21 protein-coding genes are annotated in these 26,009 nt (G+C 48.3%); 19 read left to right on the top strand and 2 right to left on the bottom strand.

Annotated elements, in window-relative coordinates:
- Positions 1–7 precede the first annotated feature (7 nt).
- The 9 genes from AB1I50_RS03935 to AB1I50_RS03895 all read left to right on the top strand — a co-directional run bounded on the left by AB1I50_RS03935 (position 8) and on the right by AB1I50_RS03895 (position 10,101).
- Positions 8–676: a dTMP kinase gene (locus tag AB1I50_RS03935; RefSeq protein WP_407724947.1), complete on the top strand. Its 669-nt coding sequence runs from the start codon at positions 8–10 to the stop codon at positions 674–676.
- Complete coding sequence (locus AB1I50_RS03930) at positions 670–1,551, top strand: DUF2156 domain-containing protein (RefSeq protein ID WP_407724946.1); 882 nt, start codon at positions 670–672, stop codon at positions 1,549–1,551. Before AB1I50_RS03935 ends, AB1I50_RS03930 begins: the two co-directional genes overlap by 7 nt.
- Positions 1,548–2,372 carry a GNAT family N-acetyltransferase gene (locus AB1I50_RS03925; protein WP_407724945.1) on the top strand — a complete coding sequence of 275 codons (825 nt, stop codon included), beginning with the start codon at positions 1,548–1,550 and terminating at the stop codon, positions 2,370–2,372. Before AB1I50_RS03930 ends, AB1I50_RS03925 begins: the two co-directional genes overlap by 4 nt.
- 15 nt (positions 2,373–2,387) lie before the next feature.
- Positions 2,388–2,927, top strand: coding sequence for a DJ-1 family glyoxalase III (locus tag AB1I50_RS03920; RefSeq protein WP_407724944.1), 540 nt, complete (start codon positions 2,388–2,390; stop codon positions 2,925–2,927).
- The gene (locus AB1I50_RS03915; protein WP_407724943.1) at positions 2,918–3,511 is read left to right on the top strand and encodes a 5-formyltetrahydrofolate cyclo-ligase; all 594 of its coding nucleotides are present in this window, start codon (positions 2,918–2,920) and stop codon (positions 3,509–3,511) included. Before AB1I50_RS03920 ends, AB1I50_RS03915 begins: the two co-directional genes overlap by 10 nt.
- A 4-nt stretch (positions 3,512–3,515) precedes the next feature.
- The gene (mltG, locus tag AB1I50_RS03910; RefSeq protein WP_407724942.1) at positions 3,516–4,844 is read left to right on the top strand and encodes an endolytic transglycosylase MltG; all 1,329 of its coding nucleotides are present in this window, start codon (positions 3,516–3,518) and stop codon (positions 4,842–4,844) included.
- Complete coding sequence (locus tag AB1I50_RS03905) at positions 4,844–6,064, top strand: peptidase U32 family protein (RefSeq protein WP_407725317.1); 1,221 nt, start codon at positions 4,844–4,846, stop codon at positions 6,062–6,064. The genes mltG and AB1I50_RS03905 overlap by 1 nt, the downstream gene beginning before the upstream one ends.
- A 63-nt stretch (positions 6,065–6,127) precedes the next feature.
- A complete protein-coding gene (gene alaS, locus AB1I50_RS03900) occupies positions 6,128–8,761 on the top strand; it encodes an alanine--tRNA ligase (RefSeq protein ID WP_407724941.1) in 2,634 nt (877 codons plus the stop codon).
- A gap of 233 nt (positions 8,762–8,994) precedes the next feature.
- Positions 8,995–10,101 (top strand): LPXTG cell wall anchor domain-containing protein, encoded by a 1,107-nt coding sequence (locus AB1I50_RS03895; RefSeq protein WP_407724940.1) that lies wholly within the window; start codon positions 8,995–8,997, stop codon positions 10,099–10,101.
- A 226-nt stretch (positions 10,102–10,327) separates the two neighbouring features.
- Here AB1I50_RS03895 and AB1I50_RS03890 read toward each other — a convergent pair whose 3' ends face one another.
- Positions 10,328–10,693, bottom strand: coding sequence for a type II toxin-antitoxin system HicB family antitoxin (locus AB1I50_RS03890; RefSeq protein ID WP_407724939.1), 366 nt, complete (start codon positions 10,691–10,693; stop codon positions 10,328–10,330).
- On the bottom strand, positions 10,680–10,928 hold the full coding sequence (locus AB1I50_RS03885) for a toxin HicA (protein WP_407724938.1): 249 nt from the start codon (positions 10,926–10,928) through the stop codon (positions 10,680–10,682). The genes AB1I50_RS03890 and AB1I50_RS03885 overlap by 14 nt, the downstream gene beginning before the upstream one ends.
- A gap of 474 nt (positions 10,929–11,402) precedes the next feature.
- On the opposite strand from AB1I50_RS03885, the gene AB1I50_RS03880 reads away from it, so the two are divergent.
- The 10 genes from AB1I50_RS03880 to AB1I50_RS03835 all read left to right on the top strand — a co-directional run bounded on the left by AB1I50_RS03880 (position 11,403) and on the right by AB1I50_RS03835 (position 25,997).
- Positions 11,403–11,762, top strand: a complete 360-nt coding sequence (locus tag AB1I50_RS03880) for a TnpV protein (RefSeq protein WP_407724937.1) — start codon at positions 11,403–11,405, stop codon at positions 11,760–11,762.
- A 48-nt stretch (positions 11,763–11,810) separates the two neighbouring features.
- Positions 11,811–12,215: a type II toxin-antitoxin system RelE/ParE family toxin gene (locus tag AB1I50_RS03875; RefSeq protein ID WP_407724936.1), complete on the top strand. Its 405-nt coding sequence runs from the start codon at positions 11,811–11,813 to the stop codon at positions 12,213–12,215.
- Positions 12,216–12,219: 4 nt separating this feature from the next.
- A complete protein-coding gene (locus AB1I50_RS03870; protein ID WP_407724935.1) occupies positions 12,220–12,531 on the top strand; it encodes a helix-turn-helix domain-containing protein in 312 nt (103 codons plus the stop codon).
- A 132-nt stretch (positions 12,532–12,663) separates the two neighbouring features.
- Positions 12,664–13,617 (top strand): SpaA isopeptide-forming pilin-related protein, encoded by a 954-nt coding sequence (locus AB1I50_RS03865; protein ID WP_407724934.1) that lies wholly within the window; start codon positions 12,664–12,666, stop codon positions 13,615–13,617.
- 287 nt (positions 13,618–13,904) lie between these two features.
- Positions 13,905–15,194 carry an ATP-binding protein gene (locus AB1I50_RS03860; protein ID WP_407724933.1) on the top strand — a complete coding sequence of 430 codons (1,290 nt, stop codon included), beginning with the start codon at positions 13,905–13,907 and terminating at the stop codon, positions 15,192–15,194.
- A 15-nt stretch (positions 15,195–15,209) separates the two neighbouring features.
- Positions 15,210–15,779 carry a hypothetical protein gene (locus tag AB1I50_RS03855; protein ID WP_407724932.1) on the top strand — a complete coding sequence of 190 codons (570 nt, stop codon included), beginning with the start codon at positions 15,210–15,212 and terminating at the stop codon, positions 15,777–15,779.
- Between the two features lie 9 nt (positions 15,780–15,788).
- Positions 15,789–16,079 (top strand): hypothetical protein, encoded by a 291-nt coding sequence (locus AB1I50_RS03850; protein ID WP_407724931.1) that lies wholly within the window; start codon positions 15,789–15,791, stop codon positions 16,077–16,079.
- Positions 16,070–16,315: a TOTE conflict system archaeo-eukaryotic primase domain-containing protein gene (locus tag AB1I50_RS03845; RefSeq protein ID WP_407725316.1), complete on the top strand. Its 246-nt coding sequence runs from the start codon at positions 16,070–16,072 to the stop codon at positions 16,313–16,315. The genes AB1I50_RS03850 and AB1I50_RS03845 overlap by 10 nt, the downstream gene beginning before the upstream one ends.
- A 594-nt stretch (positions 16,316–16,909) precedes the next feature.
- Positions 16,910–17,881 (top strand): helix-turn-helix domain-containing protein, encoded by a 972-nt coding sequence (locus AB1I50_RS03840; protein WP_407724930.1) that lies wholly within the window; start codon positions 16,910–16,912, stop codon positions 17,879–17,881.
- 37 nt (positions 17,882–17,918) lie between these two features.
- Positions 17,919–25,997 carry a BspA family leucine-rich repeat surface protein gene (locus tag AB1I50_RS03835; protein ID WP_407724929.1) on the top strand — a complete coding sequence of 2,693 codons (8,079 nt, stop codon included), beginning with the start codon at positions 17,919–17,921 and terminating at the stop codon, positions 25,995–25,997.
- Positions 25,998–26,009: the final 12 nt, after the last annotated feature.

Genomic DNA, 26,009 nt, shown 5'->3' with positions numbered 1-26,009 from the left:
GGTAGTTATGAAAAGCAAGATTATTGTTATTGAAGGGCTTGACGGAAGCGGAAAGGCTACCCAGACCGCGCTCCTTGCAGAAAAGCTCGGCAAAAAAGGCTTAAAGGTTCGCAGGCTTGAATATCCCGATTACGACAGCCCTGCGTCAGCGCTTGTAAAGATGTACCTCGGCGGAGAATTCGGCAGCAAGCCCGAGGACGTTAACGCCTATTGCGCGTCGGCTTTTTATGCCGTTGACCGCGCCGCAAGCTTCTTAAAGGACTGGAAGGACGACTATAAAGACGGCACGCTCTTTTTGTGCGACCGCTACAGCACCTCAAATATAATCTACCAAATGGCAAAGGTTGACGACAGCGACCGCGACGTGTTCATCGACTGGCAGGATGATTTTGAGTACGTAAAGCTTGGACTGCCAAAGCCCGACAGGGTAATTTACCTCGACGTATCTCCCGACGTTTCGCAAAGGCTGATGGAAAAGCGCTACGGCGGAGATTTAAGCAAGAAGGATTTGCACGAAAGCAACCTCAGTTTTCTGCTAACCTGCCGCAAAAGTGCGCTTTATGCCGCGGAAAAATGCGGTTGGACGGTAATTGACTGCTGCGAAAACGGCGAAATCAAGCCGATAGAAAAAATATCTGAGGAAATAGTAAAGGCTGTCAGCGATATTTTATGTTAAATTTTAAGCAAATCGAAAAATCCGATATAAAAAAATACAGAGCGTTTTACTCGGACGATGAAATCGGCTGCGAGGCAAATATGGTCAGCGCCTACCTGTGGAAACACGAGTATCCTATTAAGTTCGCCGTGTTCGACGATACTTTAATCAAGGCGTATTTCCGTTCCGACGGCAGGCTGTGGGGCTACTGTCTTCCGCACGGCAAAAATGTTAAAGGCGCGTTAAAGGCGATTGCGGACGACGCAAAGGAAAATGACCGCCAGCCTTATATGGGCTATATGTCGCGCAAAGAACGCGAGGAGTTCGAAAGGCTCTGCACGGGTAAGTGCATTTTTGAGCCGAGCACAACAACTCAGGACTATATTTACCTGACCGAAATGCTCGCTGAGCTTCCCGGCAAAAAGTACCATGCCAAGCGCAACCACATCTCAAAATTCAACCGCACCTTTCCCGACAGCAAAACCGAGCCTGTAACGGCGGAAAACGCCGCCGACGCGCTGAAGGTCGCGGAGCTTTGGTGCTTGGAAAATGGGCTTACCCCAAACGAGCACGCCGAATACGCGGTTATAAAAGAGGCGCTGGAGAACTTAAACGAGTTCGAAATGCGCGGATTGATTTTGTATGTTAATCAAACGCCCGTCGCTATGACTTTGGGCTCGGAGATTTCACCGCTCTGCTTCGACGTTAACTTTGAAAAAGCGCTCAGGGACTACGAGGGCAGCTATGCGGTTATCAATAACGAGTTTGCGAAAACCCTTACAAATTACAAATACCTCAACCGCGAGGAGGATATGGGGCTCGAGGGACTGAAAAAATCCAAGCTGTCCTATCATCCCGAGATTATTTACGAAAGATTTGACGGTATTCCAAAATGAATACAGAGCTGAAAATAGCCGGAAAAGAAGATATAAACGAGCTTAAAGCCCTGTGGCTGAATTGCTTTGACGATTCGCCCGAGGCGGCAGATTTATTCTTTGAAAGAAATAAAAACACATACCACGCTTACGCCGCGACTGAAAACGGCAAAATTGTCTCTGCACTGTACCTGATTGACTGCACACTCGGCGGAGCGCAGGCTCACTACCTCTGCGGAGCGGCAACCCTGCCGGATTTTAGAAACCGCGGAATAATGGGCAAGCTGATAGAATATTCATTAAATGACGCGAAAAACAGGGGAGACCTCTTTTCGGTACTCCTGCCTGCAAGCGGAAAGCTCTACCGCTTTTACGGCAAGCACGGCTACCGCGCCTGCTGTTCGGTAAGGGGAGCGATGGTTCACCGAAACGAGCTCGAACGCGGCTGTGCCGACAGCATACTCGTTGGCGACACCGCGGACTTTGAGTATATTCAATACGGATTTAAAAGAGGAAATTTTCTTTTATGGAATAATGATTATGTCCGCTTCGCTATTGAATATTACGCCTGCTACGGAATAAAAACCGCTTTCAGCAAAAACGCCATGGCGATTTTTGAGGAAGAAAACGGCGTTTGCAAGGTTTTTTACTGTGCATATAATGACTTAAAAGAATTAAAAACGCTTTTGCTTAACAGCTCCGACTCAGTCAGGTTTGTTGTTTACGGCAAATGCGGCGAGGAATTCTTTGATATTTCTAAAAAAGAAAAATACGGAATGGCAAAGGCGCTGTCAACAACGCCTCTGCCGAAGGACATATACATCGGAATCACACTATCCTAAAATCAGGAGGAAATTATGTTTTATTTGTTTTTAGCCGAAGGCTTTGAAGAGACCGAAGCGCTCGCGTGTCTTGACGTAATGCGCAGAGCAAAGCTCAGGGTTCAGACCGCAGGAGTTACCGGCGAGTTCGTAATCAGCTCGCACGGCGTATGCGTTAAGTCGGACGTCTCCGCGGACGATATCGACTACGGCGAAATCGAGGGAGTGATCCTTCCCGGCGGAATGCCCGGAACGGTTAACCTTGAAAACGACGAAAGAGTTATTAATTGTGTTAAGCGCTGCTATGATGAGGGCAAAATTGTTGCCGCAATCTGCGCCGCACCTTCAATTTTAGGCCATCTCGGATTTTTAGACGGCAAAAAAGCCACCTGCTTCCCCGGCTTTGAAAAGGAGCTCAAGGGCGCAGAGTACACCGCCGCCCACACCGAGACCGACGGCAACGTAATCACCGCAAAGGGCGCAGGCTGCGCGGTAGAATTCGGCCACGCGATTGTCACAAAGGCGCTTTCGAAGGACGTTGCGGATAAGGTTACCGAGGATATGCAATGCCTCTGATAAACGTCAGACAGCGCAAGCGCGAGCTCAGGGCAAAGTACCGCCGCATAAGGCAGTCAATGCCGCCGCAGCTCAAATCATCGCTTGACAGCAGGCTGACAGAGCAAATCTTACAGCTTGATGAATATAAGTCCTGCCAAACGCTGTTTGCGTTTGTGTCGGGAGAAATCGAGTGCGACACCTCGGCGGTAATCGACGACGCGCTTAAAAACGGCAAGCGCGTAGCCGTACCTAAGTGCGGAGAAGTCAGCGGAGAGATGGATTTTTACTACATAAATTCACGCTCCGACTTATCGCGCGGAAAGTTCGGCATATTAGAGCCGGTGCCCGAAAAATGCGAAAGGGCAGAGGACTATTCCTCAGGGCTTTGCCTTGTCCCGGGGCTGTGCTTTGACTACCAGGGCTACAGAATCGGCTTCGGAAAAGGCTACTACGATAGGTTTTTGCAGAGCTTCGGCGGAACAACCGCCGGAATCTGTTACTATAAATGCACACAAAATACCCTCCCAAAGGGAGTATACGACAGACCGGTTGATATCCTCGTAACCGAGAGGTTTGTCAACCGCAATCCGGTAAAGGAATGAGTATATGAGTACAGACAATAATAACCACGGACTTGAAGAACAGCGCCGCAGAAAGGCGGAGAGCTTTAAGCTCAATATCCGCGACAATTACGACGACGACGGCACGTCTTACGGCTCGTCGGAGCCCGAGGAAATCAGCTCCTACAGCGGAGAAGAGGTTAAAGACCAAATTGCGCGCGAGTCTAAAAGGTCGCTCAAAAAGCGTCAAAGGCAAGAAAAGCGCGAGCTCAAGGCGCGTAACAAGCGTAACCGCAGAATTTTCAGAATTGCATGGATAGTTTCGGTGCTGATTATCGCGGCGGCTCTCGGAGCGTTTTTAATCACGGGAATGAACGACCTGCTTGCAATTAACCGCAAGGACGATTCCACCGTAACCGTTCAGGTTCCCAAGGACGCGGACATCGGCACGGTTACCGACGCTCTCAAAAACAGCGGAGTAATCGGTGAGCCCACATATTTTAAGCTCTACGCTATGGTGACTAAGAACAACACCTTCTCGCAGGGCACATATGAGCTCAAAAAGAATATGGACTATCAGGCGATTATTACCAACCTGCAGGGAACTTCAAACCGTACCGATACCATTGAGGTAACAATCATCGAGGGACAAAGCGTCCTCGAGATTGCGGACAAGCTTGAAGAGGGCGGAGCGCTCGGCAACAAGGCGGAGTTTTTACAGCTCTGCAATTCTTCAAAGTTCGACAACGATTTCGACTTCTTAAAGAACATCAAAAACCCCGGCGAGCGTTATTACAAGCTCGAAGGCTACCTCTATCCTGATAAATACGAGTTCTATGTAAACGAGGATCCCGCAAGCATTATTTATAAAATTCTCAATAACTACGAGAAGCGTATGGCTGAAAAGCAGGCGTTCGACGGTTATGAAAAGCTCACATCAGTCAATAAAATGCTCGAAAAATCCGACGACGGCTACACGCTCGACGAGATTATGACAATAGCCTCAATCATCCAGGCAGAGGCGGCGGATTCGGACGATATGTACTATATCTCCTCAATCCTTCACAACCGCCTTAACGCCGACAGCAGCGAGGGCGTATCGTCCCTCGGACTTGACTCGACAAAGTACTACCCCTACCGCAGTAAGGACAAGCTTCCTGCCGAGATTGCGGCGAATTATAAGAGCCGTTACGATACCTACGACAACACCGGACTTCCGCCCGGACCGATTTGTAACCCCGGTATGGAGGCAATCAAGGCGGCGCTCAATCCGTATGATTCAAGCTATTACTACTTCTGCCACGACAGCAACGGCAAGGCGTACTACGCTTCCACTATCGGTGAGCACGAGGCTAATTTGGAGTATATTAAGTGATGAATAAGCCTGAAATTTTATCTCCCGCAGGCGATTTTGAATGTCTGCAAGCCGCGCTTGATTTCGGCGCGGACGCGGTGTTCCTTGCGGGTAAGATGTTCGGAATGAGGTCGTCGTCAAAGAATTTTGACAGGGACGACCTGAAAAAAGCGTGTGATTTAGCCCACTCAATGGGCAAAAAAATCCACGTGACCTGCAATATTCTCCCGAAGAACAGCGAGCTCGAAGCTCTGCCGTCCTTCCTCGAATTTGCTCAGGATATCGGCGTTGACGCGCTGATTATAGCCGACCCCGGCGTGCTCGAAATGGCAAAGCGCTACGCGCCGAAGGTTGCAATCCATATTTCAACACAGGCAGGTGTAACAAACTACGCAACGGCCAACGCACTCTATAATTTGGGCGCGTCAAGGGTGGTAATGGCAAGGGAGGTTCCGCTTTCCGATATCGCGGAAATCCGAGCAAAAACCCCCAAGGAGCTCGAGATCGAGTGCTTTGTTCACGGCGCGATGTGCGTGTCATTCTCCGGCAGATGCCTGATATCGAGCTACCTTACGGGCAGGGACGCCAACCACGGCGACTGCGCCCAGCCGTGCCGCTGGAAGTATCATCTTTATGAAGAAAAGCGCGAGGGGCAGTTCTTTCCGGTAGAGGAATTCGACGGCGGAACTTACCTCTATAACTCGCGCGATATGTGTATGATAGAGCATATCCCCGAGCTTGTCGCGGCAGGCGTGTCGAGCTTCAAAATCGAGGGCAGGGCAAAGTCGTCCTACTACACGGCGGTTACGACCAACGCCTACCGCCACGCGGTCGATGATTTTTACGCCGAGGGCGAGAACTTTAAGCTAAAGCCGTGGATTAAAGAGGAGCTTGAAAAAATCAGCCACCGCGAGTACAGCACAGGCTTTTACTTCGGCTACGAGCCCGGGCAGACCACCGATAACGGCGGCTATATCCGACACTATGACGCCGCGGCGTTCTGCGAGAAGAGCATTGACGACACAACCTCGGTAATCTCCCAGCGCAACAAATTCTGCGTAGGCGACACGCTCGACATTCTTCCGCCGGGCGGAGTACCGTACAACGTAAAATGTATTTCGCTGACAAACGAGGACGGCGAGCAGGTTGAAAGCGCGCCTCATCCCAAGCAGATACTCACAATGAAATCCGACCTTCCCGTTCCGGCAGGCTCGGTTTTAAGACGCAAACGCGAACAATAAACCCTTTTCGTACGGAAAAATAATATACAAAACATTATAATCATATACTAAGGAGTAATCAAAATGCAATGGACAGGACTAAACGAGCTTAGAGAAAAATTCCTCGAGTTCTTCGAGTCAAAGGGCTGTCTCAGACTGCCCAGCTTTTCGCTCGTTCCAAAGGACGACAACAGCCTTCTGCTTATCAACAGCGGTATGGCTCCCATGAAAAAGTACTTCACAGGCGAGGTAACTCCTCCGCGCAAGCGCGTTACCACCTGCCAAAAGTGTATCAGAACGCCCGATATCGAGCGCGTAGGCATCACCGCGCGTCACGGCACATTCTTTGAAATGCTCGGCAACTTCTCGTTCGGAGATTATTTTAAGCGCGAGGCTACCGCATGGGCGTGGGAATTCTTCACCAAGGTTCTCGAAATGCCCGAGGACAAGCTCTACGTTTCAATCTATCAGGACGACGACGAAGCCTTTGATATTTGGACAAAGGAAGTCGGCGTCGATCCGTCGCATATGGTTCGCCTCGGCAAAGAGGACAACTTCTGGGAACACGGCTCAGGTCCGTGCGGTCCATGCTCCGAAATTTACTTTGACCGCGGTCCCGAAAAAGGCTGCGGCAAGCCCGACTGCCACGTTGGCTGCGAGTGCGACCGCTTCGTTGAGGTCTGGAACCTCGTATTTACCCAGTTCGACAACGACGGCAAGGGCAACTACACTCCGCTTGAACATCCCAATATCGACACAGGTATGGGACTTGAGCGCTTGGCGTGTGTAATTCAGGGCGTAGATAACCTATTCCTTGTAGACACCGTACAGAACATTATGAAGCACATCAGCAAAATTACCGGCGTTAACTACGGCGACGGCGAAAAAAGCGACGTTTCGCTGCGCGTAATCACCGACCATATCCGCAGCACAACCTTTATGATTGGCGACGGCGTTATGCCTTCAAACGAGGGCAAGGGCTACGTTCTGCGCAGACTTCTCAGACGCGCGGCGCGTCACGGCAGACTTCTCGGCTATCATGAGCCGTTCCTCTATAAGGTTTGCGATACCGTAATCAACGAAAACCTCAAAGCGTATCCCGAGCTTGACGAAAAGCGCGAGTTTATCACAAAGGTTATCCGCGTTGAGGAGGAAAGCTTCGCAAAGACCATCGACCAGGGCTTTAAGATGCTCCGGAACATCATGGAGCAGAGCGAGATAAAGACAATCAGCGGCGAGGATGCGTTCAAGCTCAACGACACCTACGGCTTCCCGATTGACTTGACAAGAGAAATCTTGGCTGAAAAGGGAATCAAGGTAGACGTAGAGCGTTTTCAGGAGCTCCTTAAGGAGCAGAAAAAGCGTTCGCGCGACGCCCGTAAAAACGCAGGCGCAGACGCTTGGATCAGCGATTCAACCGACCTTTCGGATGTCGAAAAGACCGAATTTGTCGGCTATACCGACCTCGAGTGCGAGGCTAAGATTGCCGCGATCGTCAAGGACGGCGAGCGTGTAGAAACCGCAGGCGAGGGCGAGAGCGTAGTTCTCGTGCTCGACAAAACTCCGTTCTACGCCGAGAGCGGCGGACAGGTGGGAGATACAGGTGTAATCACCGCCGACAGCGCTCAGATTGAGGTTGACAACACCACCAAGGACGCCTCGGGCAATATCTATATTCATTCCTGCCTTGTTAAGGACGGCGGAATTACCGTTGGCGAGACCGTAAAAGCGGCGGTTGACAAGAAAAGGCGCGAGAACATTATGCGCAATCACACCGCGGCTCACCTTCTGCAGAGCGCGCTCCGTCAGGTTCTCGGCAACCACGTTCAGCAGGCAGGTCAGCTCGTAACAGACAACTATGTTCGTTTTGACTTCACTCACTTTGAAGCTCTGACAGCCAAGGAGCTTATTGAGGTTCAAGACCTTGTAAATGAAAAAATCTTAGAGGGTATCGAGGTTACAACGCGCGAAATGCCCATTGAAGAGGCAAAAAAGCTCGGCGCAATGGCGCTGTTCGGTGAAAAGTACGGCGACGTTGTCCGCGTAGTAAGCGCAGGCGACTTTTCGGTTGAATTCTGCGGCGGTACTCACGTTAAGAACACCTCAAACCTCGGACTGTTCAGAATTCGTCAGGAAGGCTCGGTAGCCGCAGGCGTAAGAAGAATTGAGGCTCTCACCGGTTACGGCGTGCTCGATTATATCAACAAGCTCAGCGCGGCGCTTATGGGCGCTTCGGGAGCGCTTAAGCTCACAAATCCCAAGGCGATTGTTGAGGGCGCGGCAAAGGCGGCTCAGCTTATCAAGGAGCAGCAGCGCGAGATTGCCGACCTCAACTCAAAGCTCGCGGCATATCAGCTCGACGGAATTCTCGAAAACGCCGAGGAAGCCGGTGGCGTAAAAATCGTAACCGGCAGCGTAAAGGGCGCAACAGCCGACGTGCTCCGCGATATGTGCGAAAAGGCGAGGGATAAAGACAGTTCAACGGTAATCGTCCTCGCGGCGGCAAACGAAGGCAAGGTAACCTTTGCGGCGGCTTGCGGCAAGGAGGCAGTAGCCAAAGGCGTGCTCGCAGGCAAGGTTGTAAAGGCGGTAGCTCAGGCTGCGGGCGGCAACGGCGGCGGCAAGCCCGATATGGCAATGGCAGGCGCAAAGGACGTCACAAAAATTTCCGACGCCCTTGCGGTTGTCAAAGAAACCGTACTCGGATTGTTTAAGTAAAACGGTAATAATATCTTGACAGCAGGGGTGGACAAACACATCCGCCCCTGTTTTGGCAGAAAATTAGTCATATATTGTAAAAAACAACCAAAATGACTAATAATTTCTTGTATAAGAAAACGGAAAAATATTTCGCAAAAGTATTGAAGTTTTGTAATATTTATTGTATAATATTTTTACTGAGATATTATGTTTTCTCGGATAAAGGAACAATTTTAGGAGGAGATTAAAAAATGTTCAAGAAAATAGTTAGCATTGCAATCGCTGCTATGATGGTTGCAAGCACAGCTGCTATTGCTGCTTCCGCGGCTGAGACCGACAGCGCTGCTGTTGCTGCTGCTGAGGATTCTGCTGCAGTTGCTGCTCCCGACGGCGATTCATCTGTAGGCGCTGATGACAGCGGCAGCGCTGCTGTAGGCGGTAACTCAATCAGCTTCCAGGTTGACAGAAACATCTGGAAGGGTTTTAAGAAGGTTTATTGTTATCTTTACGAGCACGGCGCCGGTGAGATTATCACATGGGGTTCTAACAAGGGTGCTATGACTGAAGCAGGTAACGATATATTTACGTTTGACTTAGATAAAAAAGGTATTACATTGGAAAGCGGCAAGCAGTACGGCGTTATCTTCTCAGGCGACTGGAGCGTTCAGACTTGTGACCTTATTTTTGATTCCAGTATCGTGGGCGACACAGCTTACCTCACAGGCGATCAGGTAGAGAACAACGTTAACTCTGAGAAGAAGAGCTACTATGTAAAGTGGAAGAACGCTGACGCTTCTAAGTACGCACCTCCGCTCTGCATTACATCAATCGGTAACGTAATCGGTGAGGCTCTCTGGGCAGGCACAACAAGATACGATATGCTCGTTAACTTCATTAAGTCAAGCGGCACAGACGGTCTTTCAAACGCTCTTAAGTTCAACGGTAAGTCTGTTCAGCAGACTCTTGATGATACAGCTAAAGCTCTCAAGCTTGGATCAGATGATATTGAGAAAGCCATCAAAGATGCTGGTAAAGATGCGTCTAAACTTGGAGAAGATGTATTTACAGACCCTGCGGATAAAGATAAAATAGGTTGGGATAAATCCAAGTCTTCACTTGCCGCAACCGGTGAAAGTTCCGGAGACAGCTCAAGCTCAAGCGGTGACTCTTCAAGCAACAGCGGCTCAAGCTCAAGCAGCTCAAGCGGCTCAAGCTCAAGCTCAGGCGGTTCTTCATCTTCTTCAGGCTCAAGCTCAGTTAGCTCAGGCCAGGAGACAACCATCTTCTTCGTATTCGGCGGTGTAATGCTCGCAGCTGCAGGCGTTATCTTCCTCGCAAGAAAGAGAAGAGATTTCTAATTAAAGCCTAAACGCTTAAATAAAAAATCAAGGGACGGTTAATCCGTCCCTTTCTTATTGCAGAAAAAGTCCAAACGCGATTTGTTCAGGACAACATTTGACATAATCGTAGGGGCGCACCCGCGTGAAATTCCCCTGTCAGGGGAAATGTCGCGTAGCGACAAAAGGGTTGCCGTCCGGCTACGGACGCCCACGGGACAGGAAGTCTTATATTATTGAACTATTATTAGCTGTAATGCGAAAGCAGATAAATGCAATACTGATTCATACTGATTCCTTCCTGCTTGGAACGCTCGGCAAGGAGCTTATGCAGGGACTTGGGCATTCTCAGGCGGAACTGACCGGAGTATTCCTCCGCGTCAAACGGTTTCGGCACTTCCATACCGTTTTCCAATGTTGCGATAATCCACTCGCGGCGAGCGTCCTCGCCGTTTTTTACAGCTTCCTCAATCGTTTCACCTGACGACATACAGCCGATTAAATCGGGGTACGAGATAACATAACCGCCCTCGGCTTCGTCTTCCGTCAGTTCAAATCTGTATTTTAATTTCATATATTCCTCTGCTTTTTTTAAAATATCATTTTTTGTCATCAATCTCAGCCTCCACAATCTCTTTAACCTTTTGAACATATACTTTCTTAATCGGTTCGTGCTTTGGAATGGTTATCGGATAACAACCGCTTTTGCGGAATGTATAGTGACTGCTGCCACCGCGCGGAGCATCCATAACATAACCGTAGTATTCAAGAACCTTGCGCAATTCATCAAACCGCAAATCCTTTGACAGTGAAAGTATTTCTTTTAGTAGTTTATCAAATCTGGACATAATATAACCACATCCTCTATATAAACATTATATATGATACCGTATATGGTGTCAATACTTTTTGAAAAATAAAAAGTCCGCAGGACTGTTTTTACCTTCGCTTCGTCGCTTACGCTTGAAGCTCGGCACGGTCGCCTTCAAGTCTTGTCATCCCGACCAAATAGAGCAGTTTTCGGACTGCTCTTTTTCTTTTGCCAGCTTTACTCAAAACACCTAAAATCGGCTTGAACAGTGACTTACTGAGCATTATTAAAGTTAAGTTAAGATGTTTTGAAAATTGTTAAATTAAGATAGATTGCAGTCAAAATCGCAGTCAATATTGCTGTCAATCATCTTAAAAAACACAGTAAAGATCACATTTCTAAAAACGACAGAAATTTGAAAATGCTGTCAATTAATCGAAAATAGCCTAAAATCGCTGAATCGTGTATCTGATCAATAAGAATATTTCATTATTTTTCGGAGGTTAAAGCTATGACAAACACAAACATTACTTACACACAGCAGGGCGACTATCTTATTCCCGATTTGAAACTGCCTGAACAGCCGAAGGTCGAAATCGGAATTATCGGAAAGCGGCGTCTTCGCTATTTGGAGCGTAACCGCAAAATCCTCTACACGAATTTGTTGACTAAAGGCAAGCTGACCGCTTATCTCGCCGATATTGACGAGCAGGCGGAGAATATGTTTGATCGGTTGGTAAGGCAGCTTGCGGAGCGTGAAGATGTAACGAAACAGCTTAAAGCTAACAATCAAATGCTGTGGGTTAAGAAGATGAATTCTATCCGCAACCGAGCAGAGGAAATCGTTAATCACGAGCTCATTTACAGCTAAAAGCAAAGCCGCCGAGTTGAATAAGCTTGGCGGCTAAAAAATTCTATTTTGAACCAGATTAAACTTGACACACCCTATTATATAGGGTATAATGAGATTGAAAGAAGTGACGGTATGACAATGGAATTTATAATGCTTCCGGAGTTTGACCGAAAGTGGGCTGAGATGGGGCTTACTGATAAGGAACTCAAAGCCTTGCAGGAGGAACTGACGATCAATCCCACAAAGGGAGATGTTATGCAAGGCACCGGAGGTCTGCGGAAAATCCGAATTGCCTTTGAGGGCAGAGGAAAAAGCGGTAGCGCAAGAGTTTGCTATGTGGACTTTGCGGTTTATGAGCGTATTTATCTGATCACCGCATATGCTAAAGACGAGAAAGATAATCTATCCAAATCGGAGCGGAATGAAGTTAAGAAGCTGATCAAAATTTTGGAAGCTACTATCAGGAGATGATTTTATGAGCGTTTATGAAAGCATTTTAAAAGGATTGAATGAAGCGATCGAATATGAAAAAGGCAATGTTCAGGCACGAACGGCGAAATGCACGGTAAGCCCTGTTCCTGATTTCAGTTCGGAAGAAATCAAGGACATCCGTCTCGGCTTTGGAATGACGCAGCTCACGTTTGCCGAAGTAATGGGCGTGTCGGTCAAGACAGTTGAAGCGTGGGAAGCCGGCACCAACAAACCGATCGGAGCGGCAAGACGGTTCCTCAGCGTACTGAAAGCCGACCCGAAGCTGCTCGTCAAAAACAATATTATCAGTGCATAAAAGAATCCGGCGCCCCTTGATAGGCAAATCGCTTATCAAGGGGCGTTTCACTTTGGATTTACAAAAAATCAGTGCACCAAAAACACACCATCTTGCGGTGTATTATTATTGCAGAATGAATTTCAATATGATATGATAGAGATAAGAGGTGGTATGATGTTCGCTAAATCTCCGAAGAAACTGATTATTATGAATATTTTGGATATTCTAAAACGATATACTGATGAAAATCACCGACTGAGCCAGAAGGAGATCCAGGATATTCTTGAGCGTGAATATGATATGACGGTTGAACGCAAGGCTGTCAAGCGCAATTTGATGAACCTGATCGAGTTCGGCTATAACATCAATTACAGCGAGAGCGTGCGCATATTCAAAGACAAGGACGGCAAAGAACAGGAGAATGTAATCCTTTCCGACTTTTATCTGGAACGTGAATTTACCGACAGTGAGCTACGGCTGCTGATTGACAGCGTTCTGTTCTCGAATCATATCCCCTATAAGCAGGATAAGGAGCTGGTCGATAAGTTAGCTTCTCTGTCCAATATCTATTTCAAAAAACGAGTGAACCATATCGCCCGTATGCCGGAGGATAAGACGGATAACAAGCAGCTTTTCTACAATGTTGAGCTGTTAGACGAGGCAATCGACAAAAAACGCAAAGTGTGCTTTCACTATCTTGAATATCACACTGATAAGAAGCTGCATAAGCGGCGAAATAAAAACGGCAAGGTAAGAGAATACATCATCAATGAAGGAGCCACGTTTCAGCTCTTTCTCAAAAGCGCAGGGAGTTTTGACAAAGCAAAGGACAGTGAGCGTGATACCCTTATCTGCGACGAAAAGGGATACGCAAAATCAAAGAAGCTGCCTTATGGCACCTACACCGTCCATCAGACCTACGGCTGGGAAGGCAGACACTATGTTGACGACTTCGATGTATTCGTCTGCGACAACTCTAAGCCGTACAGCTTCATCATTAATAAATTAATGTGGCACGTACGACAAGCAGATTTTATGCGGACTTGTTGGGAATCCAAAGGTCAGGTTGAGAGAGTTGTTTATACATACGGATTGGCGGTATAATGTACGAATAACGTCATCAATAAGCCTTTAATATCCTTACAAATAGATATCGCTCAGGGGAAAGGAACGCAAGACTGTCCCCCTGAGTTTTTAGCGAGCTGTTCAATTCTTTTTTCATAGAAGATGAAAAAATCCTATATTGTCATATTTCTTAAATTATTTATCTCAAATGTATTAAACGCTTTATCTCAGATATCTTAAATTAATTTAGTAGAATATATTAAAATATCTTTACAAGGATAGTATAAAGCGTTATAATGGATATGATATTAACCATGGAGGATGCTATGGATAAAAAGGATTATAAAAAGAGAATCGTAGACAGTCTTCTTGATCTCAAGCTGGAGTCATTCGGCGCAACACTGATCAAAGGACCCAAAGGCTGCGGCAAGACGACTTCTGCCAAGCAAAAAGCAAAAAGCTTTGTCGAATTTCAGGACGAAGAGGTGCGTGATAATCTTTTAGCAGTCGCACAGGCTGCTCCCAAAAAGCTGCTGATTGGGGAGAAGCCCCGCCTTTTTGATGAATGGCAGGATGCTCCAAAGCTATGGGGAACCATTCGAAAAGATATTGATGACACCGGGCTTAACGGTCAGTATATACTGACCGGTTCCTCATCGCGTGACATTCAAACCGCACATACCGGGACGCTTCGTATCAGCCAGCTTCAAATGTACCCCATGAGTTTGTATGAGAGCGAAGAATCCAACGGAACCGTCTCGCTGATGGAGTTGTTCAATCATCCCAAAACGTTTGACGGTTGTGAGTCGCAGATGACAATCGATGATATCATCTTTGCAATATGCCGGGGCGGCTGGCCTCAGGCGCTGATGAACAAGACGGTTCGTTCCAAGTTAGAGATAGCAAAGGATCTGTATCGACAGACCTACTCGGTTGATATTTCCAATATAGACGGAACGAAGAGAAACGCCAACTGGGCGAGGGCAATCCTGCAATCATACAGCAGAAACATTTGTACGCTCGCTGAATCCAAAACCGTTTTCGGTGATGTTAAAGCCAACTATGATATCAGCAATCCAACCATTTATGATTATATCCATGCGCTTGAAAAGCTGTTCATCATCGATGATATCAGTGCGTGGTGTCCCGCTATCCGTTCAAAAACGGTCATTCGTTCTTCCAAGAAAAGAAATTTGATAGATCCTTCTATTGCTGTTGCAGCGATGGGTTTATCTCCGGATTACTTTAATACAGATTTCAAAACGCTTGGTTTCCTGTTTGAGTCATTGTGCATCAGGGATTTGAAAATATACTCTTCCTCTATGTACGGCGAGATGTCATATTACCATGATCGGTACGGCTTGGAGGCGGACGGCGTTCTTCATTTGGATGACGGGCGCTACGCCCTGTTAGAGTTTAAACTCGGTTCAAATGAAATCGAAAAAGGCGCCGAGCATTTGGTCGAAATTGAGAATCTGATTAACGTTTATAACGAACGGGAAAAACAGTGCCCTCTCAGATTACCTGATCTGAAAATCGTCATAACCGGCACGCAGTACGGATACAAACGAGGAGACGGAGTATTTGTTATTCCGATTGGGTGCTTAAAGGATTAAGAGGGGTGAAATCAGATGACCGAAATCGAAACCATTGCCAGAGCGCAGATGTATTTGGAAAAGCTCGCCAACGGCGTCAATCCGCTGACCAATGAAGAAGTCGCTGAGAATGATGTCGTTAATAATGTTAGAATATCAAGGTGTTTGTTTTATACATCGGGTATCCTGAAACAAATTGTTGACAACAAAGGCAAATTCAAGGTGGAGATGCCGGATAGGGCGGAGTTCGGCATTACTGTTGAACAGCTTGCAAATTATGAATACTCGGAAAGACCGATTTCAATTACCGAAGTAACAAAGCGTATTAATGCCCTGATAAATACGCTGTATGTAAAAGAGATCAAAAGCAAGGAAATCACCGAATGGCTGGTGGAAATCGGTATGTTGACCAATATCGTTGTAAACAACAATGCGAGAAAGCGTCCAACAAGCGAAGGTCAAAACCTTGGAATTACCACCGAGGAAAGAGTGAATCAGTACGGCACACCTTACAAGGGTGTATTCTATAACCTCAACGCCCAGCATTTTATCATTGACAACATCGATACGATTATTGAACGGAACCGTCAAAAGTTATCTAAGTAAGGAATAGCTATGAACGAAAAAGCTATCATTAACGGAAAAGAATATCGCTTTATCAAAACCGAAACAGATATGATAACCAACAGGACAGCTGTGCTCTTCGAGAATGAGCACGGCTGTTCTTTTATCTGCCCGGTTGAAGCTTGGCTTGAAAATGCAAAACGCGAAGAGCCTGCGTTCAATAAATACGCATCGCCCGAAAAGAAAATAGCGTTGTTCAAATCCTTATTTATCGGCAGGGAAACCGGAAAGATGATGTCACCGCTGTCAGAACCGTGTGAAGACAATTCGATATACCGTTAGCTGTTGAGCGTTCCCGTTCAGGGAACGGCGCACATGATTGGCTGTTTTTTGAAGAATCTGTTACGGCGGCAATCGCGCGGAAGCTCGGCAGTGCGATTTTGACAACAGAAAAAAATCAAATCAGCATTCAACGGTGTAAAGAATTTTTTATCAGCATTCCTGTTAGATTATCAAATGAGAATATAATAATCTCCGATAGTGAGAAAACCTATTATGAGGGGCTGTGTGAGGGGTGATCTCATGGCTGCTTAAGAAAGTCGAACGTCAAAGATTTTGTGTACTATCAGCCCGTCAAGATTACTTTTGACTCAAAGGAATACGCGGGCTGTTACTCGGATAATTTCAGGGTGAAGAAATGACAGTAGTTTGGGTTGTAAATGAAATTTTATCGGTGCACAATCCTTTTGTCGGAATGTGGCTATGATGTCAATTAAATGATTTACCGTTTGCGGGAGGTTTCATCACCTCTCGTGTTTTTGTGCTAAAAGCAGAAAAACCAAAAGAAATACATTTGCCGCCGAAACACTGTCATGTTAAGCAATAGGGTGATTCTACGAGCGCACGTTGCAGGTGCAGACATCACAGAAATCAGCGAAACGATAATTTTGAAAATTGAAAACGAGACAAGACAATTATATCATGTCCTTTTGTACTGATTTTTTTTCGAATAAAGCCAAAATAATAAGAAAATTTTACAAATCATTATGCAGATGGAATAAAAATTGACAATCGGGATAGAAAAAGTATTAAAATAGTGCTATTATCTACAATATAAGAAATTGCAAGCACATTCATTGTTATCGTGTAATATATTGGGAGGTATTGAGTATTTGACATATAACGATGTAATTAACGATAAGGATAACCGCAGGCTTGAGATATCGCTGAAAAACGGCGGAAGAATAGTTGTGTATTGTCCTTTTGAAGGAGTTTATATCTTTGCCTGTAATATAATGTGCGGAATACAAGAGGAAGTAAAAAGACTGATAATGAATAATTTATCACGGGGTCACTTTATTCTTTCTGCCGTATGCTTATCGGGTACATACAAGCATAAGAAAGACAACTGCATCAAGGTGCTTAATCCTCGCGATGGAGTTGCAGAACGGAGATTAGACGATTATCCGTTTCTTGATGTTTCGTCTGATTATCTCGGCTTGGTAACTGTATTATATTTAGATAAAATGCCTAAGGGTGATAGTATTTATTCGCTTTTGAAAGATAAAGTGGGAAAATTGGGCTTGAATAAAGAAAAAAAGGATTCCCTGTTTTATTTCCGACAGTCAAACTTGACTCGCCGTGCGGTGGAGACCCTTTTAGGCATGTGCTTCTCAAACGAGAGTCAGGACATGATTTTGATAAAAGCGATTGAAGTTGGATTGCGTTATATAGATGATATCAGCACTTCAAATTCGGGAAGCCGCAGGTTAGTAAAAAAATCTCAGCTGAAAATTGCAGAGGAGATTATGAACTGTTTAACAAAACGCTATGACGAGCCATGGACAACCAAGCGTTTTGCTGAAAAATTTAAAATAAGCGGTACCACGCTTAATAAGTATTTTTTTAGCGTGTACGGTTACGAAATAAAGGAATATCAAATAAAAGTGCGTATGGAGCGTGCTGAGGAAATGCTGCGCGAAACCGATTACTCGATCGGAGAAATAGCTCAGCGTGTCGGTTATGCTACACATACAAAATTCGGGACTATATTTAAGGATAGATACGGCGTAACACCGCGTGAGTTCCGCCGCAGATATTGTATTATGCATTTGAAAAAGCAGGATAATAACTTTAACGGATAACGAATATTGTTTTTAAACTAATGAATGGAGGGAAAGAATGATGTTGAAAAGCATTTTCTCTATTGTGATGATCAGTGTATTATTGATCAGCTCTAATCCGATCACAGTCATGCAGGCGGCTGCGGCATCGCAGGGCAAAGCGTCGAGTGACAGCGCGCTCGGCAAACCTACGTATGAAGAAGTGTTTGTCAGTGAATCGGGCGGCTTGGTTGACGCTTCAGACGGCAGCTACGTCGGTATCCCGTCAAAGAGCTACGAGCCGAGGCAGACCTTCGAGGGTATCACAATCGATGATTCCAATAAAATGAAGGACGTTGACGGCGAGGAGATCGGAACATACTCCGACCAGCTGACGGGCAAGGTCAGTGAAGAGGAGCTTGCTGCGCCCAGAGCGCTCCTGCACCTGCGCGGTACCGACGACAGCGCTCAGCAGGATATCGAGCTTAACGATTTCCGTGCGGTAGTCCGCAGCGGAGCAGTGCTCAACAGCGACGGCGACTATGTGTGGACGGCGGAGAACAGCAATTCCGGTCACAGCTTCACCTATCGCATCTTCTACGCCTTCTCGGGAGTCGGTGAATACGAGAAGAATCAGATACAGATCACGATTCCGAAGTCTATTTTGTGCGACAGGGACGGCAATTTCGCCGATAGCTACGAGCTGCCGATCCCCGAATACACGGAGGATGATCTGCCGGACAGCAATCTGTTTGTCTACAAGGAGGACGGTGAGAAGCTCGTCATCTTCAACCGTCGCTCCTGCAGCGCCGCGCAGAGCGGATATATCGAAGTCAGCTATAAGACAACTAAGCCGACTTTTGATTACGCCGACTATCTGTCAGAAGACTCATACAACGAAAATGGCGGATCCAATCCGTTCCAAGCGACAATCGTGATTGATAACGGTTCGGCTCATTGCTCCCGCGAAACACAGAAGGTTCCCGTATACATCGACACCACCGCCACATTGAGGAAAGTCGAAAAATTGAATCCCTACTCGGCATATACCGCATGGAACGACGCGTGGGGCAACACGGTCAAGCCCGAAAATCCCAACGACTATGAGTATCTGATCTGGACGATCAATACGGAGGCAGACGCTACCCAGCCATACAATCTTACGTTCAGCGACACCTTCAATGAGAAAGACGCGATGCTGTTAGGCTACAGGGACAGGGGGGCGGACGAAAAAACCTATCAGCGCTCTCTCACGATCACGAATTCACGTTCCGAGTATATGACCGTATATGTGCTGACGGCGCACAAAAAATCCACCTATGACGAGCTTCTTGAGCAAAACGGTCGCTATTCGCTGAACAATTCCGTTTCTGTCACGTTACAGCCCGCCGACATGGTCGATTCCACATCCACCCTCACGAGCCGCGCGACATATTATAAGCAAGCTCCGCGTTTTGAGCATCCGAGCGGTCACTTCTATTCCACAAAGAACGGCTATGATGTCTCGGATAGATATGTGTATAACTCTGACTATATCCGCGATTATTCGCTGCTGGAGTTCAATCAGGATGACAGCGCGACGATCGGCAATCTGAAATATTATACCGACGTATACGGCTACGCCTATCCGTGGACGCTGCCCGACGACGTCACCCTCGATCAGGCAGCTGCCGACCCCGGCAGATACTACGGTCAGAATCCGGTCACCTATACGCTCAGCGACAACACCTTCTATCTCAAAGAAATCTCCGATGAGGAATACAGCGACAAGAAGCTGACTGCCGACGACTATGAGTTTGAGAAGCTTACCCTGTATTACTACACCGTCATAGCGACGTATAACGAAGAGTCAAAGGACTTCGATACGCAGAGCTCCCTCTCTCCGGACGACGTGATCACCGTCTACGCCGAAGTCGGCGGCAGCGGAGACTATATCGAGATTGCGGATTACACGCCCTACACCGGGCAGTACGACTTTACCGACGCCGCAGAGGACATCGTCGACACGAAAAAAACAGGCGGCACGAACCTTTTCTTCCGTGGAAACGTCACGGGCTTCTGTCTTAAGACCACTAACGCCCACTGGTACACCTTGCTTGGCGCATATCCCTATGTAAAGCTGAAGCATTCCGATACGGTGGACAAATATGCAGACTCCGCCATCGGTGAAAACAGCGTATCGAAGCTCTGCCTGAAAAACACCTCCGCCTCGAAGATCAGTCAGTCAAGCAGCACCATCATCAGCTTCACGCGCAGCGCCGATGACTACATTACGGGAAAGAACAAGAGCAGCTTGCTGAAAAAATCTTTCGTGGGCGCCACCAACAGTGACAAGAAAAGGGAATATACCGTTACATGGAACGTCTCCATGTCCGAGAGCTACCGCGACAACGAAGGCACTTATCCCATTCCTCAGCAGTCGGGCGTTTTTTACGACCTGCTGCCGGACGGCGCTGTATACAAGAAGGATTCACTGTCGGTCTATGCCGGCAGCACAAAGCTGGAAAACTGGAAATACACCGTCACCGTGGATGATAACTACCGTAATTCGGGGCGGACGATGCTGAAAATCGCGATCAATGAGAGCGCGGACAGCTACCGCCTCGTCTACTCCACCGTTCATCCGTGGGAAGCGATCGCCGACTACGGCACAAAGCTTTTGAACACTGTTGCCTATGAAACGGGCAACAGCAGCATAACCGACGGCAAAACCTCCTCTCAGATGCCGGATATCAAAGAGGCGGAGCTGATGCAGAACCTCGACCTCTCCGCGGGCGACAGCAAGCGCTTTCTGTATACAGAGGACGCCCACGACGCGTCGCTGCTGGTAGCCACCAATCTCGGACTTGAGAAGAAGGTGCGCGGCACTGATGATACAAGCTATTCGCAGTCCGCGGTCACTTATAATGATAACAATTACTATTACAACGTCCGCTTCGCGACCGACGACCACTCCAAGGCGTCAGAGCTGATTGCCTTCGACTCGCTTGAGAACTACGAGGTCGTATCGGGCAAGGACGCCGGAAAGACGTCCGAATGGCGCGGTATCTTCCAAAGTGTGGATACCCACCAGCTTGAGAGACTCGGCATCGCACCGAAGGTCTACTATTCCACGGTCAGTGGGCTGGTTATTGATGAAGCTCATAAAGACCTTTCCGATACCTCTGTCTGGACGCGCAGCGACAGCTTTAAAGACGATCTATCCTCCGTCAAAGCGATCGCGGTCGATATGCGTACCGCGAAGGACAACACCCCCTATGTGATGCCTGTCAATACCGGTGCACAGTTCACTGTCTATATGCGTGCGCCGCACGGCATTGACAGCAACGAGACTACCCCGAGGGCGTTCAACAATATCTATCTGAACAACAATACCATCAACGTTGAGACCGACAGTGCATCCGGCGAGCAGTTGATCCACCAGGATTACACCGAGATCACCTTGAAGATCGTCGCCGATTTGGAGCTGTTGAAGGTCAGCAGTGAGGATCATAATGTAGTCGTGCCCGGTATAAAGTTCAACCTCAGCGGTACGTCCGTCTACGGCACCAAGGTCAATGAGACGCTCTATACAGATGAAACCGGCAGGATCACCCGCCGAAATCTGGAGAGGGGTACATACACCTTAAAGGAAACCGGGACGAACAGCGACTTCTTCCTCAACGATACCGTTTTCACCGTTACGGTCGATAAGAACGGAGATGTAAAAATAAACGGCAGCGCGGAAGACAAGCCCTATATGATCGGAAACCCGCCGCGTGTTCACGGCGATCTGGAGTTTCTGAAGAAGGGTAATATTGACGGCACCACCGATACCGCCCCGCTCACGGGTGCGGAGTTTAAGCTCGAGGGCGTTTCCAATTACGGCAATTCTGTCCTCAAATACGGCACGTCGCAGAACGGCGGCGTTGTCACCATTACCGATATTGAATGGGGCACCTACAAGCTGACTGAGACCAAGACGGCGGACGGCTATATTATTTCTACAGAAGAATATTCCGTCGTGTGCGACAAGTACGGTATCGTTACGCTCTATCAGATTAAGGACGGTTCGCCCGTTGAGGTGAAGCCGACCGAGAACGGCTATTCCGTTATCCTCAACGAGCCGCTGCATAACTTCCGTCTGGTCAAATACGACCCGCTCAATAACGCCCTGCTAAGTGGCGCGGAGTTCACACTCAAGGGTACCTCGGACTACGGCACGCCCGTTGACATGACCGCGGTGAGCGCAGCAGATTTGGCTGAGGAAGGTATCGCGACCTTCAAGGGGCTCGAGCCAGGTCATTACACCCTGCAGGAGACAAAGGCGCCGGAGCACTATCAGCTTGACCCCACCGTGCGGACAGTTACTGTCAGCAGCGCAGGTGAGGTAACCGTCAGCGGGCTGAAGAAGATGCCCTCCGACTGGCACAGCGGTCTGTACGCCGACTGCTTCGGCGTTCCGAATACACGCGCGTATGAGGGCGAAATCACCATCACCAAGCGCTGGCTCGACGCCGACGGCAACCACATTACCGATTCGTCGGATCTGCCGATACCCGTTGTTCATGTGGACACGAAGGAGCCTGTCATCAGTATCCCAATGCCTGATGCGTATGTGCGATCAGACTCCACTCTGCGAAGTAATTTAATTAACGCGACGACCTTCAAAAAAGCACAGGGACCCTATACCATCTCCACGCTCCCGAAGGGCGCGGTAAGGGTAGACGACCAAAAAACCCGCGCGTCGATTTATGTGTGGAAAGAAGGCGGCACGGATGCGTACTGGTGGTCGGACGCCGCCACGGCACATTTGCCCGATGACAGCTATGCTCTGTTCGCGGGTACATCATCATTGGTTAGTGTCGATCTAAGCGGCTTTGATACAAGTAACGTGACCGATATGAGGTCAATGTTCAGCGGTTGCAGTAGTCTGACCGATCTCGACGTCAGCGGCTGGGACACCGGCAGTGTGACCAATATGAATAGCATGTTCAAAGGTTGCAGCAGTCTGACCACCCTCGAACTCAGCGGCTGGGACACCGGCAAAGTAACCAATATGAGTGGCATGTTCTCCTCTTGCAGCAATCTTACCACACTCAACCTCAGCGGCTGGGAAACCGGCAGTGTGACCGATATGAATAGCATGTTCAAAGGTTGCAGCAGTCTGACCAATCTCAATGTCAGCGGCTGGAAAACCGGCAGCGTGACGAATATGAGTTCCATGTTCGACGGTTGCAGTAGTCTGACCGGTCTCGACGTCAGCGGCTGGAACACCGGCAGTGTGACCAATATGGAATCCACGTTCAGCGGTTGCCGCAGTCTGACCTCCCTCGACCTCAGCGGCTGGAAAACCGGCAAAGTGACCGATATGGCTTTCATGTTCAACGGTTGCAGTAGTCTGACCGATCTCGACGTCAGCGGCTTTGACACCGGCAGTGTGACGACTATGAGGATGATGTTCTTCAATTGCAGCAGTCTGCCCGACCTCGACGTCAGCGGCTTTGACACCGGCAGCGTGAAAGATATGAGTTCCATGTTCGCCGGTTGCTGCAGTCTGACCTCCCTCGACGTCAGCGGCTGGGACACCGGCAGTGTGACCAGTATGTATGGCATGTTCGGCAATTGCATCAATCTTAATACCCTCGACGTCAGCCGCTGGAACACCGGCAGTGTGACCAGTATGCGTTATATGTTCGATTTTTGCGAAAATCTGTCCTACCTCGACGTCAGCGGCTGGGACACCGGCAGTGTGACCGATATGTCATCGATGTTCCGCGAATGCATCAGTCTGCTCAATCTCGAAGTCAGCGGCTGGGACACCGGCAGCGTGACTACTATGGATGAGATGTTCACCCATTGCAAGTTACTGACCACCCTCGACCTCAGCGGCTGGAAAACCGGCAGTGTGACGAATATGAGATGGATGTTCCGCGATTGCAGTAAATTGGAAACTGTTTATGTCGGCGGCCTGTGGACTACCGAAAATGTAAATTCCTCTGATTCTATGTTTTGCGATTGTAAGGTTCTCAAAGGCGGAGCGGGCACGACATATGACCAATCATATACAGATAAAACCTACGCCCGTGTGGATAAGGGAACCGATGAGCCCGGCTACTTCACATATAACACATATAAAAAATATGTTCCGCCGACCGGTAACAAGGACTCCGAGCCGGTTGGAGCCACTCTGAATAATGTACTGGGCGGACTTATCAACAAGCTCGTCAGCGCCGTTTTCGGTGACAGCAGCGCAGAAAACAGCCAAGCCGCTCCCGAAATACAGACGGTGAAAAAACCTGAGATGTTAGCCGCGGGCAGACCCGATATATCCGCAGCTATTGATTTTAAATCGGACATCGCCTTGGGTGACCCGGGCGACTCCGATACTAATACCAATACCAATACCGTGACATTCTCTCAGACCACCAACAGCGTAATGTATGACGGCACGGGCAGCGAAGACAGCAAGTGGATCGATAACGGCGACGGAACCTGGACGTATAAGATGAAGGTGTTCAACGTCCCGGCGACCTACTACATTTGGGAGGAGCCTATCCCCGGCTTCAAGTGCGACCTTGATAACAGTACAGGCTACACCGTTATCAACTACCCCAGACAGAACAGCGCGACCATAACCAACACCCGTACAATTACCGACACCTGCTCGCTCACCCTCAAAAAGGTGCTCACGGGCAATGCGTCGGACTATCCCGAATACGACCTCGCCGGTATGGATTACCACTTCAACGTCAAACTGACGGGCGCAGGCGTTGAGGGCAAAAAGGTATTCGGCTATACAAAATTCACCAACGGCACAGCGGACGTGACCCTCAAGGCAGGCGAACAGATGACCTTTACCAACATCCCGCGCGGTGTAACGTATACCGTCACCGAGCAGGAGGAGAATTATCAGGGCGTTTTCGATACCAGATATTCGCCCTCAGGCACTCTGACCGAAAATAACAGCGACGTCACCTTTACCGTGACCAATAATATCAAGCCAAAGAAGAGCTTTGATATCACAAAGCATGTCCTGCATTATGATAACGGAGAGCTCGACGCGGAAGACCTTGACCGTGTGTTCACCTTTAACGTTGATCTGCACGCGGACATCAACGGCTTGTTCGGCGACCTTATCTTCACGGGCGGAACTGCAACGGCTTACCTAAAGCATGACGAGACCGTAAGCATAACCGGTCTTCCCGGCACGGTAGAGACCTACACCGTCACCGAGGCCGAAAACTCGCTGTACACCTGCGACAAGCCTGAACAGAGCGGAACTCTCACCGTGGGAGACACAGCTCACGTCGTTTTCAACAACAAAAAGATCCCCGAGACGGAGCGCGAGACAGGAAGCTTCACGCTCAAAAAGCTCATCAACGGCAAAACGACGACCGATAATGAATTCGCGTTCAACATCGCCATGAGCAAGCTCGACAAAAACGCGGTCTATACGCTCTCGGACGGCACGCAGTTCACCACCGACCAAAACGGTACGGTCAACCTGACCCTTACGCTCAAACACGGCGACAGCGTAACGTTCAGCGACCTGCCCGTAGGAGCGGAATACACCGTCAGCGAACAGGCGTGCAACTACACTGCGTCGTATACCATCAGCGGAACCGACAGAGTCGCACCGCTGACCGATAAAAACACCGTGACCGACCGCCAGCTTACCACCTCCGCCATCACCGTGCAAAAGGACGACGATATCACGATCACATACACCAACACCGATAAGCGCTATGATGTGCGTATCGCCAAGGTGGACGAGGACGATGAGTTCGTCACCGACGCGGTGCTGCAGATTATCGAGAAGGGCAACGAGGAGAACGTGCTCGAGGAATGGTTAACAGGCGAAGACTATCACACCGCTCAGATTCCGCAGGGCACCTATATCCTGCGCGAAAAGCAGGCTCCCTTCGGATATATGAAAGCGCCTGATATCGAATTTACCGTAAACGCAGATGGAACAATAACCTCGGGCGGCGAGAATGTTTTGATGCTTAAAATGGTGGATAAGCCCGTAGAGCTCGCTGTAACAGGTGCGGGCGGAGTGATACCTGTCGCGGCTTTAGCTTCAATTACCTTTGTAATACTGCTTGCAGCAGTTGTAATAAAGAACAGAAAAAATAATATTAAAGAGAAAAGGAGTACGACAAAAAGAGAACACTGACAAAAATCATCG

It is taken from the genome of Ruminococcus sp. NATIVEDY161 (assembly GCF_045819895.1).
Lineage (GTDB): Bacteria > Bacillota > Clostridia > Oscillospirales > Acutalibacteraceae > Ruminococcoides.
Note: the sequence above shows the minus strand (reverse complement) of the source record. Positions and strands in the feature narration are given on the sequence as shown.

What these genes read in the sequence shown, in the direction of transcription:
- AB1I50_RS03850 (WP_407724931.1), top strand. Translation starts at nt 15,789, where the DNA reads ATGAACGAAAAAGCTATCATTAACGGAAAAGAATATCGCTTTATCAAA.
- AB1I50_RS03865 (WP_407724934.1), top strand. Translation starts at nt 12,664, where the DNA reads ATGATAGAGATAAGAGGTGGTATGATGTTCGCTAAATCTCCGAAGAAA.
- AB1I50_RS03930 (WP_407724946.1), top strand. Translation starts at nt 670, where the DNA reads ATGTTAAATTTTAAGCAAATCGAAAAATCCGATATAAAAAAATACAGA.
- AB1I50_RS03870 (WP_407724935.1), top strand. Translation starts at nt 12,220, where the DNA reads ATGAGCGTTTATGAAAGCATTTTAAAAGGATTGAATGAAGCGATCGAA.
- AB1I50_RS03935 (WP_407724947.1), top strand. Translation starts at nt 8, where the DNA reads ATGAAAAGCAAGATTATTGTTATTGAAGGGCTTGACGGAAGCGGAAAG.
- AB1I50_RS03920 (WP_407724944.1), top strand. Translation starts at nt 2,388, where the DNA reads ATGTTTTATTTGTTTTTAGCCGAAGGCTTTGAAGAGACCGAAGCGCTC.
- AB1I50_RS03860 (WP_407724933.1), top strand. Translation starts at nt 13,905, where the DNA reads ATGGATAAAAAGGATTATAAAAAGAGAATCGTAGACAGTCTTCTTGAT.
- alaS (WP_407724941.1), top strand. Translation starts at nt 6,128, where the DNA reads ATGCAATGGACAGGACTAAACGAGCTTAGAGAAAAATTCCTCGAGTTC.
- mltG (WP_407724942.1), top strand. Translation starts at nt 3,516, where the DNA reads ATGAGTACAGACAATAATAACCACGGACTTGAAGAACAGCGCCGCAGA.
- AB1I50_RS03890 (WP_407724939.1), bottom strand. Translation starts at nt 10,693, where the DNA reads ATGACAAAAAATGATATTTTAAAAAAAGCAGAGGAATATATGAAATTA.
- AB1I50_RS03880 (WP_407724937.1), top strand. Translation starts at nt 11,403, where the DNA reads ATGACAAACACAAACATTACTTACACACAGCAGGGCGACTATCTTATT.
- AB1I50_RS03855 (WP_407724932.1), top strand. Translation starts at nt 15,210, where the DNA reads ATGACCGAAATCGAAACCATTGCCAGAGCGCAGATGTATTTGGAAAAG.
- AB1I50_RS03835 (WP_407724929.1), top strand. Translation starts at nt 17,919, where the DNA reads ATGATGTTGAAAAGCATTTTCTCTATTGTGATGATCAGTGTATTATTG.
- AB1I50_RS03885 (WP_407724938.1), bottom strand. Translation starts at nt 10,928, where the DNA reads ATGTCCAGATTTGATAAACTACTAAAAGAAATACTTTCACTGTCAAAG.
- AB1I50_RS03915 (WP_407724943.1), top strand. Translation starts at nt 2,918, where the DNA reads ATGCCTCTGATAAACGTCAGACAGCGCAAGCGCGAGCTCAGGGCAAAG.
- AB1I50_RS03895 (WP_407724940.1), top strand. Translation starts at nt 8,995, where the DNA reads ATGTTCAAGAAAATAGTTAGCATTGCAATCGCTGCTATGATGGTTGCA.
- AB1I50_RS03905 (WP_407725317.1), top strand. Translation starts at nt 4,844, where the DNA reads ATGAATAAGCCTGAAATTTTATCTCCCGCAGGCGATTTTGAATGTCTG.
- AB1I50_RS03925 (WP_407724945.1), top strand. Translation starts at nt 1,548, where the DNA reads ATGAATACAGAGCTGAAAATAGCCGGAAAAGAAGATATAAACGAGCTT.